Annotated in this window: 21 protein-coding genes; 15 read left to right on the top strand and 6 right to left on the bottom strand. The window is 56.6% G+C overall.

The window, feature by feature from the left end; translation table 11 throughout:
* Positions 1-39: 39 nt before the first annotated feature.
* From soxY to ACEWZM_RS16920, 4 genes are all read right to left on the bottom strand, one after another.
* Entirely contained in the window at positions 40-456 is a 417-nt protein-coding gene (soxY, locus tag ACEWZM_RS16935) for a thiosulfate oxidation carrier protein SoxY (protein ID WP_414007551.1), read from the bottom strand.
* 50 nt (positions 457-506) lie between these two features.
* Positions 507-983 carry a sulfur oxidation c-type cytochrome SoxX gene (soxX, locus tag ACEWZM_RS16930; protein ID WP_414007550.1) on the bottom strand — a complete coding sequence of 159 codons (477 nt, stop codon included), beginning with the start codon at positions 981-983 and terminating at the stop codon, positions 507-509.
* A gap of 222 nt (positions 984-1,205) precedes the next feature.
* Positions 1,206-1,781: a thioredoxin family protein gene (locus tag ACEWZM_RS16925; protein WP_414007549.1), complete on the bottom strand. Its 576-nt coding sequence runs from the start codon at positions 1,779-1,781 to the stop codon at positions 1,206-1,208.
* A gap of 38 nt (positions 1,782-1,819) precedes the next feature.
* A complete protein-coding gene (locus tag ACEWZM_RS16920; protein ID WP_414007548.1) occupies positions 1,820-2,557 on the bottom strand; it encodes a cytochrome c biogenesis CcdA family protein in 738 nt (245 codons plus the stop codon).
* Between the two features lie 309 nt (positions 2,558-2,866).
* On the opposite strand from ACEWZM_RS16920, the gene ACEWZM_RS16915 reads away from it, so the two are divergent.
* The 10 genes from ACEWZM_RS16915 to mdoH all read left to right on the top strand — a co-directional run bounded on the left by ACEWZM_RS16915 (position 2,867) and on the right by mdoH (position 14,933).
* On the top strand, positions 2,867-3,328 hold the full coding sequence (locus tag ACEWZM_RS16915; RefSeq protein ID WP_414007547.1) for a thioredoxin domain-containing protein: 462 nt from the start codon (positions 2,867-2,869) through the stop codon (positions 3,326-3,328).
* A gap of 19 nt (positions 3,329-3,347) precedes the next feature.
* Positions 3,348-3,683 (top strand): ArsR/SmtB family transcription factor, encoded by a 336-nt coding sequence (locus ACEWZM_RS16910; RefSeq protein ID WP_414008070.1) that lies wholly within the window; start codon positions 3,348-3,350, stop codon positions 3,681-3,683.
* A 94-nt stretch (positions 3,684-3,777) separates the two neighbouring features.
* Positions 3,778-4,848, top strand: a complete 1,071-nt coding sequence (locus tag ACEWZM_RS16905) for a YeeE/YedE family protein (RefSeq protein WP_414007546.1) — start codon at positions 3,778-3,780, stop codon at positions 4,846-4,848.
* A gap of 238 nt (positions 4,849-5,086) precedes the next feature.
* Positions 5,087-5,515, top strand: a complete 429-nt coding sequence (locus tag ACEWZM_RS16900) for a DUF302 domain-containing protein (RefSeq protein WP_414008069.1) — start codon at positions 5,087-5,089, stop codon at positions 5,513-5,515.
* An 81-nt stretch (positions 5,516-5,596) separates the two neighbouring features.
* Positions 5,597-7,261: a thiamine pyrophosphate-binding protein gene (locus tag ACEWZM_RS16895; protein ID WP_414007545.1), complete on the top strand. Its 1,665-nt coding sequence runs from the start codon at positions 5,597-5,599 to the stop codon at positions 7,259-7,261.
* The gene (locus tag ACEWZM_RS16890; RefSeq protein ID WP_414008068.1) at positions 7,248-8,468 is read left to right on the top strand and encodes a CaiB/BaiF CoA transferase family protein; all 1,221 of its coding nucleotides are present in this window, start codon (positions 7,248-7,250) and stop codon (positions 8,466-8,468) included. Before ACEWZM_RS16895 ends, ACEWZM_RS16890 begins: the two co-directional genes overlap by 14 nt.
* A gap of 375 nt (positions 8,469-8,843) precedes the next feature.
* Positions 8,844-10,208: a tetratricopeptide repeat protein gene (locus ACEWZM_RS16885; RefSeq protein ID WP_414007544.1), complete on the top strand. Its 1,365-nt coding sequence runs from the start codon at positions 8,844-8,846 to the stop codon at positions 10,206-10,208.
* Between the two features lie 23 nt (positions 10,209-10,231).
* Entirely contained in the window at positions 10,232-11,503 is a 1,272-nt protein-coding gene (locus ACEWZM_RS16880) for an OpgC family protein (protein ID WP_414007543.1), read from the top strand.
* Positions 11,500-13,023: an OpgD/OpgG family glucan biosynthesis protein gene (locus ACEWZM_RS16875; protein WP_414007542.1), complete on the top strand. Its 1,524-nt coding sequence runs from the start codon at positions 11,500-11,502 to the stop codon at positions 13,021-13,023. The genes ACEWZM_RS16880 and ACEWZM_RS16875 overlap by 4 nt, the downstream gene beginning before the upstream one ends.
* Positions 13,020-14,933: a glucans biosynthesis glucosyltransferase MdoH gene (gene mdoH / locus ACEWZM_RS16870; RefSeq protein ID WP_414007541.1), complete on the top strand. Its 1,914-nt coding sequence runs from the start codon at positions 13,020-13,022 to the stop codon at positions 14,931-14,933. The genes ACEWZM_RS16875 and mdoH overlap by 4 nt, the downstream gene beginning before the upstream one ends.
* Before the next feature lie 104 nt (positions 14,934-15,037).
* Here mdoH and ACEWZM_RS16865 read toward each other — a convergent pair whose 3' ends face one another.
* Together ACEWZM_RS16865 and ACEWZM_RS16860 are read right to left on the bottom strand one after the other, a co-directional pair.
* A complete protein-coding gene (locus ACEWZM_RS16865; protein ID WP_414007540.1) occupies positions 15,038-15,820 on the bottom strand; it encodes a CE1 family esterase in 783 nt (260 codons plus the stop codon).
* A 146-nt stretch (positions 15,821-15,966) separates the two neighbouring features.
* Entirely contained in the window at positions 15,967-16,530 is a 564-nt protein-coding gene (locus ACEWZM_RS16860; protein WP_414007539.1) for a rhodanese-like domain-containing protein, read from the bottom strand.
* 263 nt (positions 16,531-16,793) lie between these two features.
* Between ACEWZM_RS16860 and ACEWZM_RS16855 the strand changes: the two genes are divergently transcribed.
* Genes ACEWZM_RS16855 through ACEWZM_RS16835 form a run of 5 tightly spaced genes read left to right on the top strand, consistent with a single transcriptional unit; the run spans position 16,794 to position 22,321 of the window.
* Positions 16,794-19,655, top strand: coding sequence for a monovalent cation/H+ antiporter subunit A (locus ACEWZM_RS16855; protein ID WP_414007538.1), 2,862 nt, complete (start codon positions 16,794-16,796; stop codon positions 19,653-19,655).
* A gap of 2 nt (positions 19,656-19,657) precedes the next feature.
* Positions 19,658-20,011 (top strand): Na+/H+ antiporter subunit C, encoded by a 354-nt coding sequence (locus tag ACEWZM_RS16850; RefSeq protein ID WP_414007537.1) that lies wholly within the window; start codon positions 19,658-19,660, stop codon positions 20,009-20,011.
* Positions 20,008-21,561 (top strand): monovalent cation/H+ antiporter subunit D, encoded by a 1,554-nt coding sequence (locus ACEWZM_RS16845; RefSeq protein ID WP_414007536.1) that lies wholly within the window; start codon positions 20,008-20,010, stop codon positions 21,559-21,561. The genes ACEWZM_RS16850 and ACEWZM_RS16845 overlap by 4 nt, the downstream gene beginning before the upstream one ends.
* Complete coding sequence (locus tag ACEWZM_RS16840) at positions 21,558-22,055, top strand: Na+/H+ antiporter subunit E (protein ID WP_414007535.1); 498 nt, start codon at positions 21,558-21,560, stop codon at positions 22,053-22,055. Before ACEWZM_RS16845 ends, ACEWZM_RS16840 begins: the two co-directional genes overlap by 4 nt.
* Positions 22,052-22,321 (top strand): K+/H+ antiporter subunit F, encoded by a 270-nt coding sequence (locus ACEWZM_RS16835; RefSeq protein ID WP_414007534.1) that lies wholly within the window; start codon positions 22,052-22,054, stop codon positions 22,319-22,321. Before ACEWZM_RS16840 ends, ACEWZM_RS16835 begins: the two co-directional genes overlap by 4 nt.
* Positions 22,322-22,327 lie beyond the last annotated feature (6 nt).

Raw genomic sequence — 22,327 nt, 5'->3', positions numbered from 1 at the left:
TATCTATGGGGCGAGCCTGGACTACAGATCAACTCGCACTTAGCCACCGCAACCGCCGATGGTCACCTTGACGGTCGCACTGGCCTTGGCAAAGCTGCCATCAGCCATTTTGGCAACCGCAACAACGTCCTGTGTACCTGCAAGCCTGATCCGCGTGGATGCTGATTGGCTCGCGGCCATGGGACCAAAGGCAAATGTCGCTACGCCGGGGGTCGGATTTCCAGTGGCCAAAATCATGATGGCCGCGGCGCCGGGGGCGTCGACTGCAATCGGCACCGTGTTACCGTTTTCAGCAATTTCCGGCGCGGTCAGTGTTAAACCAGTTTCGGCCATATCAGCCCCTCCGGTAAACTCCGCGATTCGGTCTTCGGCTGCAGCAACCACGCGCATGGGTAGCATGGTCAGAGCAGCGGCTCCGAGGCCAAGACCAAGGGTGTCGCGACGTGAGAACTCCATCGTATGTCTCCTTTGACGTTGATGGCGCAAAAAGATCCCGGTCTTTTGCGTCAGTCTTCCTTCAAGGTCGCAAGAAATGCGACCACATCTTCAATTTCCTGAGCTGTCAGGATGGGCGGCAACGGCTCACTACCGGCCTTGCCCGTGTAGGCGTCACCAGGACGAATAAAGCCATCGACCTTGTAAAAGGCGGGCATCATCGTGCCCTCAAATGTCATCTTTGCATTGGCCACCAGGCCACGCAGTTCAGCTTCGCTCCAGCGACTGCCAGCCCCGTCCAGCGCAGGGCCAATTTCACCGTGGAATGGCACATCCGACAGCACGGTCACCTGATGGCAGGCAACGCAATTGCCCTTCGACTTGTCACCGACCAACAATGCGCCGCTGGCGACATCCCCGGTAGCACCGCTCAGCGATGCAGCAACAGCGCCATAGTCATCATAGGCGACGCTCTTAGGCGCAATATCAGCGGCAAACGCGACTGTCCCGGCAAGACAAGCTGCCAGTGTCAGAGATATTTGCTTCATGTTTCCTCCCATTGGCTCCCACGCGCTTATGGCGTGCTTAGCTGAGTGATACCCTAGGCGACCTCCACCGCCCAACGCAACATCAAATTCAGTAATTTGAATTTCATTATATTTTTTATCTCACCGATCGATACCTAGTGTTGTCATGGCGATAGCTAACGTTAAGCCCTGACCGCAATAGTGAAACATCGGCGTACGATATGGCGCTTGCGGCCGCTTGGTCTAGTCAGCCGATCCATTGTCGCGTTCCTGAATACGACGGGCATGGTAGCGCTGGAAATCTTCACCATTATCAAGCTTATAACGTTCTTCTTTCACCCATGTGAACATGTCCAATGTGGTGCCAGCACCAAAGGCACCGGGCATCACCGACACGGCAGCTTGCGGGGCCGGCACCTCAGGCATATCTTGTGGAAGGAACATTATTGTCGGCGTAAACAGAGTGCCCCATTTGCGGGCCATATCCTTTTCCGACAGGGTCTCGCCGTCGAAATCGGTAACCTCAACGTCGCCATAAAGATTGAGCTGCACGACAAAGAAATTCTCCGCGATATAGTCGCCTATATTTGGCTTAGAGAAAACCTCTTCGTGCATCTTTGTGCAATAGATGCAGCCTCTTTGCTCGAAGAAAAGAACCAGCCGCTTCCCCTCTGCATTGGCTTCTTCAAGATCCTCCCGCAGATCCTTAAATGTGTCACGCATCCACGGGGCTTTGTGCAGGCCGTCGTCACCCATTTCCACCGCAGAAACAGGCGCCGCGAGCAGCATCCAAAGCAATCCAACAATAAGTCGTTTCATATTATTTCCTCTCACTACAGCCCGCCTGCACTCTTCGGTCAGCCGATGCTTGCAAAGCCCGGGAACCAACGGATCATTGCTTCGGCAATATACCGTACGCTGCCGGTTGCAATCAGCACGGCGAAGATAACTAGCATTGCGCCCATGCCCTTCTCCACCCAAGCAAAGGCCGCTCGGTGCCGTGCGACAAACCCTAGAAACGGTCGGGCAAACAATGCTGCAATAACAAAAGGCGCGGTCATGGCAGCCCCATAGACAAACAGTAGTAAGCCACCGTGCCAGATGTCGCCCATGCCAGACGCAATCATCAGAATCGATGCCAATGCCGGCCCCACACAGGGTGTCCAGCCAAAGCCAAAGGCAAGCCCCATCATATAGGCCCCGACTAAGGTCGAGGGTGATGCCGAGCTTTCAACCCGTGCCTCCCGGTAAAGCAGTGGAATGCGCAACACGCCCAGGAAATGCAGGCCAAACACCAATAGCAGTAGCGCAGCGACATAGGAAAGCAAATCCAAATATTGCCCGAAAACCTGCCCCAATGCGGTAGCCCCCATGCCCATCAGCATAAACACTGTGGTCACTCCGCCTGCAAAGCAGATCGACGCCACGATCAGCCGCCTCTGCGCGCCGGGTGCAATCTCGCCTTCGCTGCGCAATTCCGCCATGGACAGCCCGCCCATATAGGACAGGTAAAAAGGCACCATCGGGAGGACACAGGGGGTAAAAAAGGAGAGCAACCCAGCAATAAGCGCCCCGAATAGAGAAATTTCCAGCATCTTATCCCGTCCTTTGCCGCCGTATCCGCCTGATCTAGCAGCACCGAATACCGCAGTGAATGGATCAAACCTCATGCCAGCGGCATGTCACAGGCTATCAAATCGGGGGTTGGCTATATTTCGCCCAATTTCTGATCAGCACATTGCATAGCCCACCGCACCATCGTGCTCACCAATACTTGTACTATTCACATATTCAAATTATGTATTACATATAGACACCGTCAATCCACGGTCGTCAATGGCACAGCTTGATCACCAGGACTACATGTCACAGAACCAAATCTGATCGTCGAGACACACCGCATCATGGCCTTTCCTCCCTTGACCTATCTGCTGAACCCCGGCCGCAGGATAACTGCAGCGTTTGGCTGTTTAGCGTCTGTTTTTTTTGCCATGGATCCCCTCGATGCCGCAGAGCTGATCATGGTTGAACAACCCGGTTGTGCCTGGTGCGCGCGCTGGGACGCGGAAATCGCACCGATCTATCCCAAGACGCACGAGGGCAAATTCGCTCCGCTACGCCGCGCCGACCTGCGGAACATGCCCGTGAAACTTAAACTGTCACGCAGGGTCACATTCACGCCAACCTTCTTGATCGTCGAAGACGGTCATGAGATGGCCAGACTAGAAGGCTACCCCGGAGAGGATTTCTTCTGGCCGCTGATATCAGGGCTGTTGCACGAACATGTGGGGTTTGAAGCGCCTCCTCCTCCGGCCAAGGGTACACCGCCCGCCGCGAACACGACTCCAATTGGCACCAATGATTGAACCAGAAGAGAAACCCAATATGGCCTTGCCGCAGTTTTCCGCCGATATGGCGCCTGAAGATCTCGACACGATGGTGGATAATGCCACGCGCGCCTCGAATTTTCTTAAGGCGATCAGCCACGAAGGGCGTTTGATGATCCTGTGCCATCTGGTGTCAGGCGAGAAATCCGTAACTGAGCTGGAAGAGCTGCTCTCCGCGCGGCAGGCTGCTGTGTCGCAACAGCTTTCCCGCCTGCGACTGGAAGGGCTGGTTATCCCTCGCCGTGAAGGCAAAGCCATCTACTACCGTTTGGCCGATGAGCGGCCTCGCCGAATTCTGGAGGTCGTCTACGACCTGTTTTGCAAGGATGACTGACCTCACGCGCCCTGCGCTTCTCGCCTCAAACCCAGGTTGCTAATGCCCCAATCGGCAGCAATGCGGCCATCTCAAACGGCGGAGCTCAGCTGACATGTCCGAAACCCTGTTTGACTTTCTAAGTGACACACACCTGACCGCACTTCTGGGTTTGTTTGGTGGCGTTTTATTGGGATTGACCGCACGTCTGGGCCGTTTCTGTACGCTGGGTGCCATTGAAGACCTGCTCTATGGTGGCTCATCCCTGCGCATGCGCATGTGGGGCATGGCCATCGGCATGGCCATCCTGGGAAGTTTCGGACTGATTGCCTTTGACTGGCTGGATCCGGTAGAGTCGCAATATCTGGCCATTCGCTGGATGCCCCTGGCCTCTATCGGCGGCGGGTTACTGTTCGGCTATGGTATGGCCCTTTGCGGCATGTGTGGCTACGGCGCTATCGCTCGGTTGGGTGGTGGAGATCTGCGCAGCTTTGTCATTGTACTGGTGATGGGTGTTTCAACATTTGTGATCCTCGCAGGACCGCTCGCGCCGTTGCGGAATTTGTTTTTCCTACAGCAGACTATCACCGATGATCTGCCCGCCAGCATCGCCTACCACCTGTCTGATTACTTAGGATTTTCAGTCACATCCATTGGTTTTGCAATCGGCGGCGCTCTCTTGTTGGTGTCAACTGCCGGACGCGAGGTTCGAGACAACCCTGCCGCAATCGGCTGGGCCATCATCGTAGCCGTTGCAATCGTCAGCGGCTGGGCCGGTAGCAGCTATATCTCGCGCACCGGTTTTGACGCGGTTCCGGTCGTCTCACACTCTTTCTCCGCCCCCTTGGGCGAAACAATCATGTGGAGCATGACGGGCAGTCTACGCCCAATCAGCTTTGCTGTCGGCTCAGTTAGCGGTGTGTGGCTAGGGGCCTTCATCGGCTCTTTCCTCAAAGGGCATTTCCGCTGGGAAGCCTGTGAGGACCCTAGAGAACTACGCCGTCAGATCATCGGAGCGGCGATTATGGGTATTGGTGCCGTCATCGCTATGGGATGCACGGTTGGCCAAGGGTTAAGTGCGTTTTCACTGCTATCGCTCTCAGCCCCCATCACATTTCTATCGATCTTCGCTGGCGCGGCACTTGGACTGCGCCAGCTAATCGTTGGTTTTCGCCGCCCCGCCTGACGCTCAACTGTCAATCCCACGGCAATGTGACCGGCAAATCTGCGCGAACAAGATAGCTTGGCATCCAGCGCATCTGTGCACCTCACAACACAAAGGTTGAGGCTAACAAGCAACAAAGGAGACCATGGCATTGTTTCATTCAAAGTTTCTGATGCTCCAGATGAGCCGTGCTCGCCTGATTGTTTTGGCGTCACTGACAGTCATCCTTGCCACAACGGTATTGCTGCCGCGCGCAGCCATGGCGGAAACCATTGCAGGCCGCCCAGGCTGGGCAGTGCATACAACAGCCAAACCCTATCAACAGCTGATCCGGGACGTCATCGCAGCAACCAAGGCACAAGGCCTTGCCGTTGTGACAAAAGCGGGCCCGACCAAGGCCGCCGCCGCCCGTGGCATCACCATTCCCGGCAACCGTGTTATCGGCATTTTCAACAATAAATACGCCGTCCGAGTCTTGCGCACCTCTACCGCTGCAATGATTGAGGCTCCAATCCGACTCTATGTGACCGAAGATCCAGGAGGCCGCGCTACCCTGTCCTACAAAACTGCGACCTATGTCTTTGCCCCCTATCTGGGTGAAGGAGGTACTGAGCTGGCGGTGATTGCCTCAGAATTAGATCAACATCTTGATGCCATTGCCCAAATCGCCGCTCGCTCGGCGCCTTAACGCTCACACCCGCGTGAGGAGGCTTGCAACCTTCCCCGGTTCCGGCAATTTGGCGGAACTTGTTCACGAAGGGCGGATTTTATGACACAGACCGACACCGCGGCCACAGGCGCCACAGAACCATTGCGGGCGGCGGATGTACTGGCCCAGCGACTATATGCAGCGGGATGCCGTCATGCTTTTGGCATGCCCGGTGGTGAGGTTCTGACCCTCGTAGATGCGCTGACAAAGGCGGGTATTGCTTTTCACCTTGCCAAACATGAAAACAGCGCGGGCTTCATGGGCGAAGGTGTGCATCACAGTGATCACGCACCGGTCATCCTTGTGGCGACGCTAGGCCCCGGCGCGCTGAACGGTGTAAATGTTGTGGCCAATGCCCATCAGGACCGCGTTCCAATGCTGGTCCTGACAGGCTGCGTTGATGCGTCAGAGGCTGCAACCTATACCCATCAGGTGCTGGATCATCAGGCGGTCTTTACCCCGATCACAAAAGCCAGCTTCAGGCTTGATGCGGACGCAGCCGGGGTGATTGCCGATAAGGCCGTACGTATTGCAACAGCCCCTCGCAACGGCCCAGTGCATATTGATGTACCGATTTCTGTCGCCGATGCGCCTGCCGGCGCCCACCGCCCTTGCCTCGCGCCTGCCAGAGCGACACAGCCGCAGCCCGCAGATCTGGCGCAGGCGCGCGCTTGGATTGCTAAAGCAGAGCGCCCCTTGGCCGTAATTGGTCTCGACGCGATTGCCGAGGATGCTGGCTCAGCGCTGCTGGCTTTTCTTGAGTTAAACCAGATCCCATTTGTGACCAGCTACAAAGCGAAGGGGATCCTGCCCGAAGATCACTCTCTTTGCCTTGGTGGTGCAGGACTGTCTCCGCTCGCGGATCGGCATCTTCTTCCGCTGGTACGAGAGGCCGATCTGATCCTAGCTCTTGGGTATGACCCGATCGAGATGCGGCCTGGCTGGCGCAATGCCTGGGATTGCACCCGGCAGCGGGTGATCGACATCGCAGCCGAAGACAACACCCACTACATGCACGCCGCCGATCTCACGCTCGTCGCGGGCATTGTGCCCAGCCTGCGCGCCCTGACGGTCGGGGCGCAGCTTGCGGATGAGGCCCAAACAACGCTCGCACGCTGGCCCGAAGGTCAGCCAAAAGCTGCCCGTGATGCGCTCAATACAGCCTTCACCGCCAAGACAGAATGGGGACCTGCCGCCATCATTGAGGAATGTCAGGCCACCCTGCCCGCTGACACCCTAGCGAGTGCTGACAGCGGTGCCCACCGCATCTTACTCTCACAGATGTGGCGCTGCCATGAACCCCGCGCATTGATCCAATCTACGGGCCTTTGTACGATGGGTTGCGCCGTACCCATGGCCATTGGACGCAAGCTGGCGCAACCTCAGCGTACGGTTGTCGGCTTTTCGGGCGACGCCGGTTTTTTGATGGTGGCCGGTGAATTGTCTACAGCAACAGAACTGTGCGTAGCTCCGATCTTCGTGGTCTTCGTCGATGCCAGCCTCGCGTTGATCGACCTGAAACAACGGAAACGTCAGCTCGACAATGCAGGGGTTGATTTTGGTCAACATGACTTTGCAGCGATCGGGCGGGCCTTTGGCGGGAATGGGATCCGCGTCCGCGATCGCACAGCCCTGCGTGCAGCACTGACAGAAGCACAGCAGTCAGATCGTTTTACTGTCATTGCCGCAGAATTTGATCGGGAGGCTTATGATGGGCTCATCTGACCACATCCCCGACGACTTGCTATCTCATGGCCCTCTCGCTGGTATTAAGGTGCTGGACCTCTCCCGCATTTTGGCAGGACCGACCTGTACGCAGATGCTGGGCGACCTGGGCGCGACTGTCCTCAAGGTAGAAAACCCTCGCACGGGTGGGGATGACACCCGCCAATGGGGCCCGCCCTATGTAGTGGATGCTGACGGTCAGCAATCAGATCTGTCAGCCTATTTCATGGCCGCGAACCGCAATAAGCGGTCGATAGAGGTGGATATCACCTCTGCCGAGGGGCAATCTACCACGCGCCGTCTGGCGGCCGAAGCCGATATCCTGCTGGAGAATTTCAAGCCCGGCGGATTGGCAAAATACGGCCTCGATTACGAGAGCATGCACGCCGACTTTCCCCACCTCGTCTATGGGTCCATCTCCGGCTACGGGCAGACCGGACCAAACGCCCATAAACCCGGCTACGACCTGATGGCGCAAGGCTACGGCGGGATCATGTCTTTGACAGGCGAGCCTGATGGTCGGCCGATGAAAGTGGGCGTAGGAATCTCTGATGTGATGTGCGGTATGTATGCCTGTGTCGGCATCCTCGCTGCCCTGCGGCACAAGGAAAAAACCGGTGAGGGTCAGCAGGTTGATATCGCATTGGTAGACGCGCAGATCGCCTGGTTGATCAATGAAGGCGTCGCCACGCTCAACACCGATAGCGCCCCCAAAAGACGAGGCAATGAACACCCCAGCATCGTGCCTTATGGGCTTTATGAAACATCGGATGGCCATGTAATCTTGGCTGTCGGGAATGACGCGCAGTTTGGCCGTTTCTTATCTTTCCTTGGTCTGGATGGGCTGGCACGTGATCCTCGTTTTGCCACCAATCCGGCTCGGTTGCAAAATCGTGACGCGCTTTCTGATATTCTGCTGCCAGCCCTGCGCCAGTATGGCACCGAAGAGATCATCACCGCCATGGAAGCCCGCCAAGTCCCTGCCGGACCGGTGCAAACGTTGGATCAGGTCTTTGGCTCCGATCAGGTGGAAGCGCGCGAAATGGCGATCGAGATGTCTTCGGCAGCGGGTCCTGTCAGATTACTGGGCAACCCGCTAAAGTTCTCTCGTACACCGGTGACCTATCGCTATGCCCCGCCAACATGCGGGGACAGCACCGATCTTCTGACCAACTCGGCGAACCCTTTTGCCGAAGACATCAATTAGCGCTACCCAACTCCACCAGCAGCCAGCGAGAATCTAGCGCTACGGCCACAGGACGACACGGATTCTTGCGGTTGCTGCCTGCTATCCCCTTATGAAACTGCACAAAACACCCGCTTTGCGGATTTGCAACCGGCGGTTACTAGCCGAGTGTTACAGAAACTGGCGATCTTTGGCCAAACAGCTGTAACGAAGACTTGCCAGAGTTACAAAAATGCGAGAAATCGCTGCCAAATGCCCCGGCTAGCGCGCTAATCCAACGAGATTGCACACGCCACTTCACCAAACCGCGAGCGGGCATCGCGAGACGCCATGTCGTGCTTTAGGCTCGACACCAAAGCACCTCTGCTTTCGTTTTTGACACGGATCGGACAAACGATGATGCAAGATATTTTTGGCCAAGAGACCAGCCTGACCGACGCCTCAGCTCTCGATAACTGGAACGCTGTGCAGATGGGTGTCCTGTCACATGCCGCCGCCGCGCCACAGCATCTTGGGGCTCTACTCGAGGCCGCACCAGAGTTTGCTCTGGCACAGGCAGCCAAAGGCATGTTTGTTTTGCTGCTGGGTCGGGCTGAGGTGATGCAGGCTGCGCATGATGCTTACGCCGCCGCCAAGGCCGTCGAAGATGGCGCATTGCCACGTGAACGGCATTATATCGCTGCACTTGGCGCATGGCTGGAAGGACGGCCTTCTGTCGCCATTGCGGAAATGGAGGCGGTTCTTCACAAACATCCGGAAGACGCGCTTGCAATGAAGCTAAGTCATGCGATCCGTTTCATTCTTGGTGACAGCACGGGTATGCGTCGTTCCATCGAGCGAGTCCTGCCCGCCTATGATCCCGATCATGCTGGCCGGGGATACCTGCTGGGTTGCCATGCTTTTTCCTTGGAAGAAACAGGCGCCTATGATCTGGCGGAGGCCACAGGACGTCAAGCGCTCTGGATGGCGCCGGATGATGCCTGGGGCCTGCATGCGGTGGCGCACGTCCACGACATGACAGGAAACGCGCGCACAGGGCTTGAGTGGCTCTCGGGTCGGGAAGCAGCCTGGGCTCATTGCAACAACTTCCGTTACCACGTCTGGTGGCACAAGGCGCTGATGCATCTGGATCAAGGACAAACCGAGCAGGTTCTGGCGCTCTATGACCATGAAATTCGCAAAGACAAAACTGATGATTATCGCGATATCTCCAATGCCACTTCGCTGCTGATGCGTTTGGAGCTGGAGGGCGTTGCCATTGGAAACCGCTGGGAAGAGCTGGCCGAGCTTTGTGCCAATCGGACCGAGGATGGCTGCCTGATCTTTGCAGATCTTCACTATCTTCTGGCGCTGGTCGGAGATGACCGCAAGGTTGAGACCGGCCAACTGGTACAGCGCATTCATTCCGACGCCCGCCGTGGCGCAAGTGAAAGCGATGCCCGTATGGCCACCCCCGGCTGCGGGCTCGCGATGGGGTTGGAAGCATTCGGCGACGGCAATTACAACGAGGCGTTCGGATATCTCGCAACCGGTCGCAATACGCTACAGTTGGCCGGCGGCAGCCACGCCCAACGTGATGTGTTTGAACGCGTGACCATCGATGCCGGCATCCGCGCGGGGCGGCTGGATGCAGTGGAGGCGATCCTCAATGAACGACGCGCCCAGCGGGGCGGTGCCGAAGACAGCTATGCCCAGGCGCGCCGCATACTGATTTCTGCTGGACGCGGTGCACCGGGTGCGCAAAGCGTTCCAGCAGAATAATATAAGCAAGGACACACCAACCTATGGCGACCATCTCGCCCTTTCCCGGCGCTAAAGGCACCGAGACCACGCCAGTGGCCAATCGTCCGGTTGCCCCGCAATCGGATGTGCAACCACGTGCGCCGCGTGATCCACGGCTGGATTTCTATCGTGGCATAGCGATGTTCATCATCCTGTGCGCCCATGTTCCAGGTAACCGTTGGACCAGCTGGATCCCGGCACGGTTTGGCTTTTCGGACGCCACTGAGATTTTCGTCTTCTGCTCAGGGATGGCCTCGGCAATTGCCTTTGGCGGCAGCTTTGCGCGCCAAGGCTGGTTCTTAGGCAGTGCGCGGGTGCTGTTTCGCTGCTGGCAGGTGTTCTGGGCGCATATCGGGTTGTTTATCGTTATCGCCACCACGATGGCAGCGCTGGATCTCTATGGATCCTTTGACAAAAGCTATATCTCCTTGCTGAACCTGCGCCCTTTCTTTGAAAACCCGGTGCCGCAGCTGGTTGGGTTGATGACGCTCAGATATGTGCCGAATTACTTCGACATTCTGCCAATGTATCTGGTGGTCCTGGCCTTGATGCCATTGATGATGGGGCTGGAGCGCGTCGGCCTTTGGGCGGTGGCTATGGCCTCCGTCGCGATTTGGCTGCTGGCCAACCCTTATATTGTTGGCCTTGGTCCGGATGGGCTATCCCTATCGGCGGAACCCTGGTCAAACCGGGAGTGGTTCTTCAATCCCTTTGGCTGGCAGTTGCTGTTCTTTACCGGTTTTGCCTTCATGAAAGGCTGGCTGCCTGCCCCGCCAGTCTCTCGCATACTGATTGCGGCGGCTGCTGCCTATCTGATCCTACTTGCACCATTTGGGTCCTGGAAAGTGTTCCTCTGGGTCGATGCCTGGAATTCCGATCTGGCGGAAGCAATCCGCCCCACATGGAAGCTGACAGCACAGTGGCGGGAGAAGACAGACTTTGGCCTTCTGCGTTTTGGCCACTTCCTGTCACTGGCCTATCTCGGCTGGGTGATCGCGGGTGAAGGCGGGCGACGTCTGATTGCATCGGGTCATTCCCTGCCTGCACGAATATGGGCAGTTCTTTTGTCGCTGATCCTCAAGGTTGGTCAGCAATCGCTTGCGGTTTTTGTCTTCTCCATGGCGCTGGCACGCCTGCTCGGCTTTGCCATGGATGTGACCGATCGCTCGCTACTGACGACCGCTTTTTTCAACCTCACAGGGTTTGGCCTTATCATTGGCTGCGCCTACATCGCCGCCTGGTTTAAATCACATCCATGGAAAACCAAGAGATGAGAACAATTTCGCGACGCTCTTTTCTGGCGACCGCTTTGGCCAGTACCGCCCCCCTTGCGCTTGGCGCGCTGACTTTTCCTGCGTCAGCCGCTGGCGCACCCGCGTTTTCGCGTGAAACAGTGGTAACCCTTGCGCGGGACCTGGCCGCGCAGCCTTACACGCCGCGCCCCAGCGTTCCACAGGATTGGCAAGAACAAAGCTACGAGGAATACCAGACCCGGTGGTTCCGTAGCCGTGATGCGCTTTGGTCCAAAACCCCGCGCAGCTACAATGTCGATTTCTTTCTGCCCGGCCTCTATTTTCCGCGCCCGGTGGAGATCAATACCGTTGAAAACGAGGTCGCACAGCCGGTCGGATTTGACCTGTCACTGTTTGACAAAACTGACAAGGCACCAGAACTCAGTATCGATGACAGCCTTGGATACTCCGGTTTTCGCCTGCGCACGGATCTGAAAGAACCAGGCAAAAAGACTGAATTCTGTGTCTTTCAAGGCGCAAGCTACTTTCGCGCAATCGGGGTCGCAAATACCTATGGGTTGTCTGCGCGGGGTCTTGCTGTGAACACAGCTACAGCCGAGGGCGAAGAATTCCCTGAATTCATAGCGTTCTGGCTAGAAGCTCCAGTACCCGGACAGAAAAATATGGTTATCCATGCACTGATGGATTCACCCTCTGTGACTGGAGCCTACCGGTTCGACATCCTGCCCGGACAGGACACGGTTATGGAGGTCGAGGCGCGACTGTTTGCCCGCGAAGAGCTGGATAACATCGGACTTGGGCCACTCACCTCCATGTTCTTGTTCGACCAAACCAACCGCCACCGGTTTGATGATTTTCGCCCGGCCGTCCATGACAGCGACGGGTTGCTGGTCGTCAATGGGAATGGTGAAACGCTATGGCGGCCGCTCGCCAATCCTACGACGTTGCAGTTGTCATCTTTTGTCGATGAAAACCCTCGTGGTTTTGGCCTGATGCAGCGTCCTCGCTTGTTGTCGGACTACGAAGATCTTGAGGCGCATTATCATCAACGCCCCGCGCTTTGGGTCGAACCCAAAGGCGACTGGGGTAAGGGCGCGGTCACGCTCGTAGAGATCCCTGCAGACAAGGAAATCTACGACAATATCGTTGCCTACTGGCGGCCCCGCGCAAGCTACGCACCCGGCGCCGAAATCGCGATCGACTATCGGTTGACCTGGGGCAACGGTCCGGATCTGCCTGTACCGCAGGTTATCAATACCGCTGCGGGGGCTCGCATTTTTGGCGATCCGGGTCGGATTATGACAATCGATTTCGCCCCCCATCCGCTATTTGCAGCTGGAATTGATACCCTTCAGGCGCGCATAACCTCGCCACATGTCACCCCAACTGAAGGCGTTCTACAGGAAAACCCTGAAACCGGTGGTCTGCGCCTTGCCTTTGCCTTTGATCCGGGCGAACGCGACCATGTCGAGTTGCGCGCTGAACTGCGTATGGATGATGAACCGGCCTCCGAAGTCTGGCTGTACCGGTGGACAAAATGACAAATTTCTCGCTCATCCCGCCCGAACAGCCGCTGGCCATGCCGGAACAGAATTTCGGCGCGTATTTTCAGGACCAGGACTGCCCCACTCCGGTCGAGAGCGAGACTTCGGCAGCAGGCAAGATGGCAGAAGCATCCCAGCGCCAGGTCGCGCTGTGGCGGGTGCTGACCTTCTCTCCAGCAATGGCCGCAACCGGTTTGTTGACATGGGGAATGAAGGACTGGTTTGCGGCAGATGGGTTTTCCCTGTTGGAAGTTGCCCTATTGGTCCTGATCGCCTTCAACTTCTTCTGGATCTGCTTTTCGGTATCTACAGTCCTGTTGGGACTATGGGGCCTATCGCAACGTCCACGCGCACAAGGGCGCGGACGACCCCAGCGGATGAAGGTCGCGCTATTGATGCCGATCTACAACGAGGTGCCGTGGTATGTGCTTGGAAACGCGCAATCAATGCTGGAAGAATTGCACGCTAGGGGCGGCGTGCATGATTATGCGATGTTCATTCTGTCGGACACGCGTGACGATGCTATCGCGGCGCAGGAACGTGCCAGTGTAGAGGCACTGCGGGCGATGCTTCCTGCTGGTGCACAGCTTTACTACCGCCGTCGTGACGACAATGAAGGCCGTAAGGTTGGAAATATCGCCGAATGGGTCCGTCGCTGGGGCGCAGGTTGGGACGCTATGCTGGTGCTGGACGCGGATAGTCTGATGACCGGGCGTGCTATTGCCCGTCTATCAGATGCGTTGGCCCGAGATCCCGGCGCCGGTCTCATCCAAAGCTATCCGCAGCTGATCGGAGCAGAATCCGTCTTTGGCCGGATGCAACAATTTGCCAATGGCGTCTATGGTTTAGCACTCGCGGAAGGGCTGGCACGTTGGGCTGGGCACGAAGGGAACTACTGGGGGCACAACGCGATCATCCGCACCCGTGCCTTTGCGGCCTGTGCTGGCTTGCCACCTCTGCGGTCTGCGTTTGGCGGCGAGAAACTCATCATGAGTCACGACTTTGTCGAAGCGGGTTTACTCCGTCGTGCGGGCTGGAGCGTCCAGTTCCTGCCACGTATTCGCGGATCTTACGAAGAAACGCCGCAAACCCTTATCGACCATGTATTGCGCGACAGACGCTGGTGTCAGGGCAATCTGCAACATCTAAATCTTCTCAACGCCAAAGGCTTTCGTGCCCTGTCCCGCTTTCACCTGTTGCATGGCGCCATCGGTTATCTGATGGCTCCGGTCTGGTTTGCGCTTCTGGTCATCTGGGCTCTGATTGGGCGCGGAGAGGAGGCCTCAGTCCTGACCTATTTCAGCGAAACAAATCCGCTGATGCCGTCCTGGCCGGATATGTCAGAGCCCCGTCATGTGCTGGTGATCCTACTGATCTACGCAATGTTGCTGGCACCCAAACTGCTGGCTGTTGCAGCCCTACCGATGACGGGCAGCCGTTTCGCCGACTATGGCGGAGCTGGCACTTTCACGCTCTCGCTGATGGCTGAGATCCTGTTGGCAATTCTCTACGCACCAATTCTGATGGTCCAGCAAATGATCGCGGTGCTCAGAACCGCCTTCGGCCTGCAAAAAGGATGGTCGCCCCAGGCCCGTGATGGAGGAAGCTACTCATGGCGGACACTTTTCACCTGCCATGCCCTCGAGACTGTCAGCGGATTTGCGCTCTGGACCGGGATTTTGGCTGGCGTCGTCTCTGTTTGGCTGTTGCCGATCGCTGTCTCGCTGGTATTGGCCGTTCCTTTATCGGCGCTTTCCGGAATGCCATTGCAACGATTTGCCAAAGCGCTTTTGGCGACACGCGAAGTTCATAAAGAGCCCCACATCACCCGTGTTGCCCGCGCGCGTCGCCAACGGTTGCGCCTGGCATTGGAAGCCACGCCCGCGCATCACACTCCAGCTGAATAAATCATCAACTTTATTGAATCTTGACAATTATCAGCAAATTTTAGAAAAAAATGCTGATTTAATGTTAGAATAAGACAATGGAATTCGCAACGACACGTGTTGCATCACTGCGACAGAGGGCTTTCCTCAAACCAATCCGCGACCCAATTTGCCCATTCCTGCGGCACCCGATGACCGCCCGAAAAAAGCACAAATTCGATGTCCGCTCCAGGCCCACACTCCCAACGACGGCGCAGCTGGTTGTCTTCGGACCAGCTGCGGTTAGGCGCATGTGTGGTGCAACTGTTGGTGTCACGCCACAGCTCGAGCCCAGCAAAGATATCTCCTTGCTGAAACCGCCGGTTGCTAAGGTATCGCCCCTCCAGCGGTACAACATCGTCAGCCCATCCATGGGTATGCATCAAACGCACAGGACCTTGGCAGCTATCGGGTTGTGAACGCCAGAAGCTTCCGGAAATTGTTGCATAGGCAGCAAACTGCTCCGGGTGCGAGCAAGCAAGATAGCTGACCATAAAGGCACCTGCGGAAAAACCTGATAAAACAACATCCTGTCGGTTGATGTTAAACTTGTCTTCAGCATCTTCCAGAACCGCATCGAAAAACACAGATTCGTCCCGCCCCCCGAATGCCGGCAGGAATGCCCAGGACCGGGGGCCACCCGGGCTACGCGGCAATGCTGTTGGTGCAATCACCGCGTACCCCCGGTCGGTCAACCCATCGACCATTGCACGGTTGCGCAACGCGGCGCTGCCTGATCCGCCGTACCCATGCAGAAACATAACAACTGGCAGCTCTTCGCCCGCGCTGATTTTCGGCAATTCGATATGATAGTCGCCCTCGTCGATTTGACAGGCCTCGGCAACAGGACCACATCCTGCATGCGCCATAGGGACTAGCCCCAATCCGGTTAGGACGGCGCCCAAACTTAGAGGCCAACGCCCCATACGCTTAGAGGCGCGGCGTTGCTTGTGCTTGCAAGCCTTGATTTTAGTTTCAGAGTCTACTTTCTGTGACAGCATTGTTCCTATCCGCATTATCCCTGATCTTTCCAACGGGCTACGGGCAGATTACTGCGCAGCCACCCTGGTCCGGCGGCCGAACCAAGCATCCCCTCTGGAACGTCAATCACGTTGCTGTAGCCCGCGGCGTTCAATGCCAGCGTTACCCGTGCCGACCGCACACCACGTGCGCAGATCAATGCCAGTGGCAAGCTGCGATTACCGCCTGTGACATCATCAAGCGCTGCCAGAAAATCCTTACGACGCATATCGATCTGATGACTCCCTACAGGCACACCGCTGGCGCGCCATTCTCGGGGCGTACGGATATCAACCAATATCAACTCGCTGTCTTTGGCCTTGGCAAATGCTTCCGCTACGGAGAGGCGGGGATGGTCATGATCAGGCGGCTGCCTGCGCCACCAGATATACCCAGCGCTACCAGCTACGGCGAGTGTCCCGAAAGATGCACCGAGACGCAGCAAACCACGTCGCGAGATCAAACCGCGCGGAAGATCAGAACCAACAGGCGGTTCAGAATCCGTTGGAGCTGATGGTGCCTTCGCACTATCAGACATTTTTGATTGAGATTGCGACATCTGGCCTCTCCCTGCGCTGCAGGCGCCCTGCTACATACTCCAAGACCTAGCAGGTTCTTGCATCGTATTCAGCATGAGACATCCCGCATGGTGATCAAGTTCTTGTCAACCTGACACCAAGCCACACCAAACTGGAGTGGTTCGCAAAAAACTAACCTGATCGCCGCTTTTGTAGGCTTTGCAGGCGCGGTCGGGGCTGGCACAGTTGCGAAAAATTGCTTAGGCACCGAACGATTAGCCCAGTGCATGGAGGAGAACCGCACGTGTCCCTGTTCCTGATTGCAGCCCTGCCCTTTCTCGGCGCGGTATTTCCCGCGCTATTGATCCGTGCTGGGCGCAATGCCTCGGCATCGGCGGCAGGCCTGACAACTTTGCTCGCGTTTGTCGGACTTATGCTGCACGCCCCCGCGGTGATGCGCGGCGAGGTCATTCAGGCGCAATTCGACTGGCTACCCGCACTAGGTCTGAATGCCAATTTCTTTCTAGATGGTTTGGGTTTCCTCTTTGCAGGGCTGATCCTTGGCATCGGCCTCTTGATCATCCTCTATGCCCGGTTCTACCTGTCACGCGAAGACCCGATGGGGAATTTCTACACCTATCTTCTGCTGTTTCAGGGCGCGATGGTCGGGATCGTCACATCGGACAACATCCTGCTTCTTTTGGTCTTCTGGGAACTTACCTCGCTAAGTTCGTTTTTGCTTATTGGCTACTGGAAGCACCTTCCCGAGGGGCGCCAAGGCGCACGGATGGCACTGACGGTCACTGGAGCCGGTGGTCTGGCAATGATCGGCGGCATGCTGATCCTGGGAAATATCGTCGGGTCCTACGACCTGACAGTCATACTTGGAGCGAAAGAGATCATTCAGGCCTCACCGCTGTATTTGCCGGCTCTGATCCTGATCCTGATAGGTGCCTTCACCAAATCGGCGCAGTTTCCGTTCCATTTCTGGTTGCCGCACGCGATGGCAGCTCCCACCCCGGTATCAGCCTATCTGCACTCGGCTACAATGGTGAAGGCGGGCCTCTTCCTGATGGCGCGCATGTGGCCGGTTCTCGCGGGCACACCTGAATGGTTCTATATTGTTGCCACCACTGGCCTGATCACCATGGTTCTTGGTGCCGTCATCGCCCTGTTCAAGGATGATCTGAAGGCTCTTCTTGCGTTCTCAACCGTCAGCCATCTGGGCTTGATCACCATGCTGTTGGGCTTTGGTACGAAAATTGGAGCCGTGGCCGCTGTCTTCCACATCATCAACCACGCCACCTTTAAAGCGGCGTTGTTCATGAGCGCAGGCATCATCGATCACGAAACCCATACCCGCGACATCAAACGGCTGGGTGGCCTGCGATACCTGATGCCGATTACTTTCGCCATTGCCACAGTCGCAGCGCTTTCCATGGCCGGCATTCCACCTTTCAATGGCTTTCTCTCAAAAGAGATGATGTTGGAAGAAACCGTGCACACGGTCTGGGCTGGCTCTCACTATCTAGTACCGGGCCTTGCGCTATTGGGAGCACTGTTTTCTGCGGCTTATTCGTTCCGTTACATTGCCCATGTCTTCCTGGGTCCGAAGCGCAGCGACTATCCTGCCCCCCCGCATGATCCGGGTGCAGGTATGTGGCTGGCACCTGCCTTTCTGGTAGGCCTAGTGGTGCTGATAGGCCTATTCTCGGCCAAGATCGTCGGGCCGCTGGTAGCGACCGCCGCCTCAGCTGTGATTGGCGGCGAAAAACTGCCTTACTATTCTTTGAAACTCTGGCACGGTTTCACGCCTGCGCTTTATATGTCGATGGTGGCTGTTATTGGCGGCGTAGTCCTGTTAATGTTCCATAAACCGCTGATGCGCCTTTGGAATGCCGCTCCCCGGCCCGAGGCCAAGGTGATTTTCGACGCCATAATATCAGCATTCACTCGACTGGCACGCGCGACCACTGACGGGATGCACAACGGATCGATGCCGCGCTATGCCGCGATTATGATTACCTTTACTACTGCGCTGTCCTACTATGCCTATCAATCCGGCACTCTGGCAGCACCGACCCGTACCGTTCAGGACGTCGGCCTGATCCCGATACTCGGTTGGGCCAGCCTGCTGATCGCCACCGGCTTCCTTGTCGCGATGCACCGCAATCGTCTGCTGGCATTGGTTTTGATCGGCGTTGTAGGCCTCGTGGTGTCCATGGGGTTCAACTACATGTCCGCTCCGGACCTCGCTCTAACGCAAATTTCAGTTGAGGTTGTGACCATCATCCTGATGTTGCTAGCACTGAATTTCATGCCCAAGGAAACACCGGTTGAAAGCTCCGGCGGCGCGCGTTTTCGCGATATATCTATCGCAAGCGTCGCGGGCATTGGTGTCGGCGGGCTGATCTATGCCCTGATGACACGTGATTTCATTGGCGAAACGATTTCGGGCTTCCACCTCGAAAACTCCTACAAAGGCGGTGGTGGTACCAATGTAGTCAATGTGATCCTGGTCGACTTCCGTGGTTTTGACACCTTTGGTGAAATCATCGTTCTGGGCATTGCGGCACTGGTAATTTTTGCACTGACCGAGGCGGTCCTGGGGACCCGAGTGCGCGCCTATCTGCTGAACCGAAAGCCAGATCTGCCACAAGCCGGTGATTCCCATCCGATGATGATGGTGGTTGCCACACGGGTCATGATGCCGCTTGCACTGATGGTCGCTGCCTATATTTTCTTCCGCGGTCACAACCTGCCCGGCGGCGGATTTATTGCAGGCCTGATCGCAGCCATTGCCGTCATCATGCAGTATATGGCATCTGGCTTTGCTTGGGCGACCGAGCGGCAACGCTACCCCTATCATGCGATAATTGGCTCTGGGGTACTGATCGCCGCTGCAACCGGGATGGGATCTTGGTTCAGCGGTACGCCTTTCCTGACCAGCGCTTTTGGCTACCTGCACTGGGCACCGCTGAAGGAGTTCGAATGGGCGACGGCCGCGTTCTTTGATCTCGGTGTGTTTCTAGCGGTTGTTGGCGCAGTTTTGCTGGCGCTGGAGAGCCTGTCACGCTTTGCCTGGCAACCTGGCACCGACAGCACCCATGCGATGGATATCAACCCGGCCCGCGATGATGTGGCCGTGACCGAAAACGAGGGCTGAATATGGAAATTTTAGTCGCATCGGCTGTGGGTGTTCTGACCGCGGCCGGCATCTACCTGATCCTGCGCCGGCGCAGTTTTCCGGTCATCCTCGGGCTGTCGCTGGTCTCCTATGCGGTCAACGTATTTCTGTTCGCGACCGGGCGCTTGATGACCAACGCACCTCCGATCCTGAATAAATACGAGCAGGTCCCGTATACAGACCCGCTGCCGCAGGCGCTGGTTCTAACAGCAATTGTCATCTCCTTTGGCATGACAGCCGTTGTGGTGATGATCGCACTAGGAGCCTATCTTTCATCGCGAGATGACCGGATCAACCTAAGTGACGGCGACGCCAAAGCGGGAGATGACGCATGAACCACCTCGTGATTGCGCCGATTGTCCTTCCGGCAATTGTTGCACCCTTTATCATCATGGTCCTGCGCTACCATCTGGACCTGCAACGCATTTTCTCTGTTGCAAGCAGCATATTAGTGTTGTGCCTGACACTGGCTCTTGCCGCGCAAACCGCAGATGGCACAGTTCAGGTATACGAGCTGGGTGACTGGCCCGCACCGTTTGGCATCGTCCTGGTACTGGACAGGCTCGCGGCGATGATGATCGTCCTCACATCGGTGCTTGCTCTAGCCATTGTGCTTTATGCGATTGGCACCGGATGGGATTCCCGTGGGGCGAATTTCCATGCACTATTCCAATTTCAGATCATGGGCATTCTCGGCGCTTTCATGACCGGCGATGCCTTTAACCTCTTTGTATTCTTTGAGGTTCTGCTGATTGCCTCTTACGGGTTGATGATCCATGCAGGCGGCGCAAAACGGTTTCAGGCTGGCGTGCAATATGTTGTCTACAACCTCTTGGGGTCGACGCTGTTCCTATTTGCACTTGGCACCATCTACGCGGTTACCGGCACGCTCAATATGGCCGATCTTGCTGTCCGTGTGGCAGAGATGCCCGCCGACGAGACCGCGCTCCTGCGGGTTGGCGCGGTGATGCTTCTTTTGGTGTTTGCGATCAAAGCCGCAGTCCTGCCGCTGCATTTCTGGCTACCAGCATCATACAGTCAGGCACCTTTGCCCGTCGCCGCCTTGTTTGCGATTATGACCAAGGTCGGCGCATACGCCATCCTGCGTGTCTATACGCTGATCTTCGGCCCTGATCTTGCGATCTCGGAAGGGTTGGTCGGCGACTGGCTACTGCCCGCCGCACTTGTTACGCTGGCTGTCGGTGCTATTGGCGTTCTCGGCTCACGCGAGATCGGGCGTTTGGTGGCCTTTGGCGCGATTACATCGATGGGGACACTATTGATCTCTATCTCCCTCTTCACTCCGGCCGCCGCCGGTGCTGCGCTTTACTACATTGTTCATTCTACACTCGCGACTGCGCTTATGTTCCTGATTGCCGATCAGGTGATGGAGCGCCAGGGAGGTGCGGTGGACGCGCTCCGGCTCATGCCACAAAGTGGTCTCTTGTCAGTGATGTTCTTTATCGCAGCAATCGCACTCGCGGGCATGCCACCCCTGTCTGGGTTTATCGGCAAGCTCTTGGTGATGGATGCCGCCCGCGACAATGATCTGGTTTGGTGGATCTGGGCGGTCATTCTGGTCGGTTCGCTGGTGACCATTATCGGTCTTGCCCGTGCCGGCACGTTGATCTTCTGGAAAAGCCATGGCCTGCCAAACACCGATGACGAAACGGCTTCCGACACCGACACAGATAGGGATCTGCCGGAGGACAAGGTAGCTTCAGCGCCGGTCTTGCCCCTTGTGGTCTGTTTTGGCCTGATGGCCGCGATTGTGATGCTCACAATCTTTGCCGGTCCGATGACCCGCTTTGCAGATGCCACTGCCGCCCAACTGTTTACGCCGACCGCCTATATCGAAACCGTCCTCGGGGAGGCCTCGAAATGAAGCTCATGCGCCGCATACTGCCACACCCGATCCTGACACTTGTACTGACTGTGACCTGGTTGCTGTTGGTGAATGGCTGGTCACTCAACTCGCTGGTCTTTGGCTTCATGCTGGGGGTGTTGATCCCATTCGTAACCCAACCCTTCTGGCCGCAGCAACTGAAGATGAAAGGCCCGGTGAAGATCATTGGCTATATCTTCATTGTGCTCTACGATATTGTGGTGGCAAATCTGGTCGTGGCGAAGATCGTATTGTTCAAGCCAAATGCCAGTCGGCATCCAAATTGGGTCACCATTCCACTGGATCTGCGCACACCCGAGGCCATTACGGTTCTTGCTGCAACCATCACCATGACACCCGGTACCGTTTCTGCTGATCTGTCTGCAGAGGGTCATGCACTGCTGGTTCATTGCCTCGACGCACCAGATCCGGAAGCCGTACGGGACGAGATCAAAGACCGCTACGAACGCCGCCTGAAGGAGATTTTCGAATGATCGAAACAGCTGCAATTTTTGCGTTCGTTTGTTTTGCCTTGTCACTGCTTATGAATCTCTGGAAGGTCGTATCCGCCGAGGACATCGCAGACCGAATTCTAGCGTTGGATACCATGTTCATCAACGCCATTGCACTGATGGTGCTCTATGGATTGGCGCTTGGAACGGAGATCTTTTTCGAGGCAGCCATGATTATTGCCATGCTTGGCTTTGTATCCACTGTGGCCTACGCGCGGTTCATCCTGCGCGGCAATATCATCGAGTAAGGAGAG

It is taken from the genome of Phaeobacter cretensis (assembly GCF_047372505.1).
GTDB lineage: Bacteria > Pseudomonadota > Alphaproteobacteria > Rhodobacterales > Rhodobacteraceae > Phaeobacter > Phaeobacter cretensis.
The sequence above is the reverse complement of the archived record's forward strand: the minus strand, read 5'-3'. Positions and strand labels throughout refer to the sequence as shown.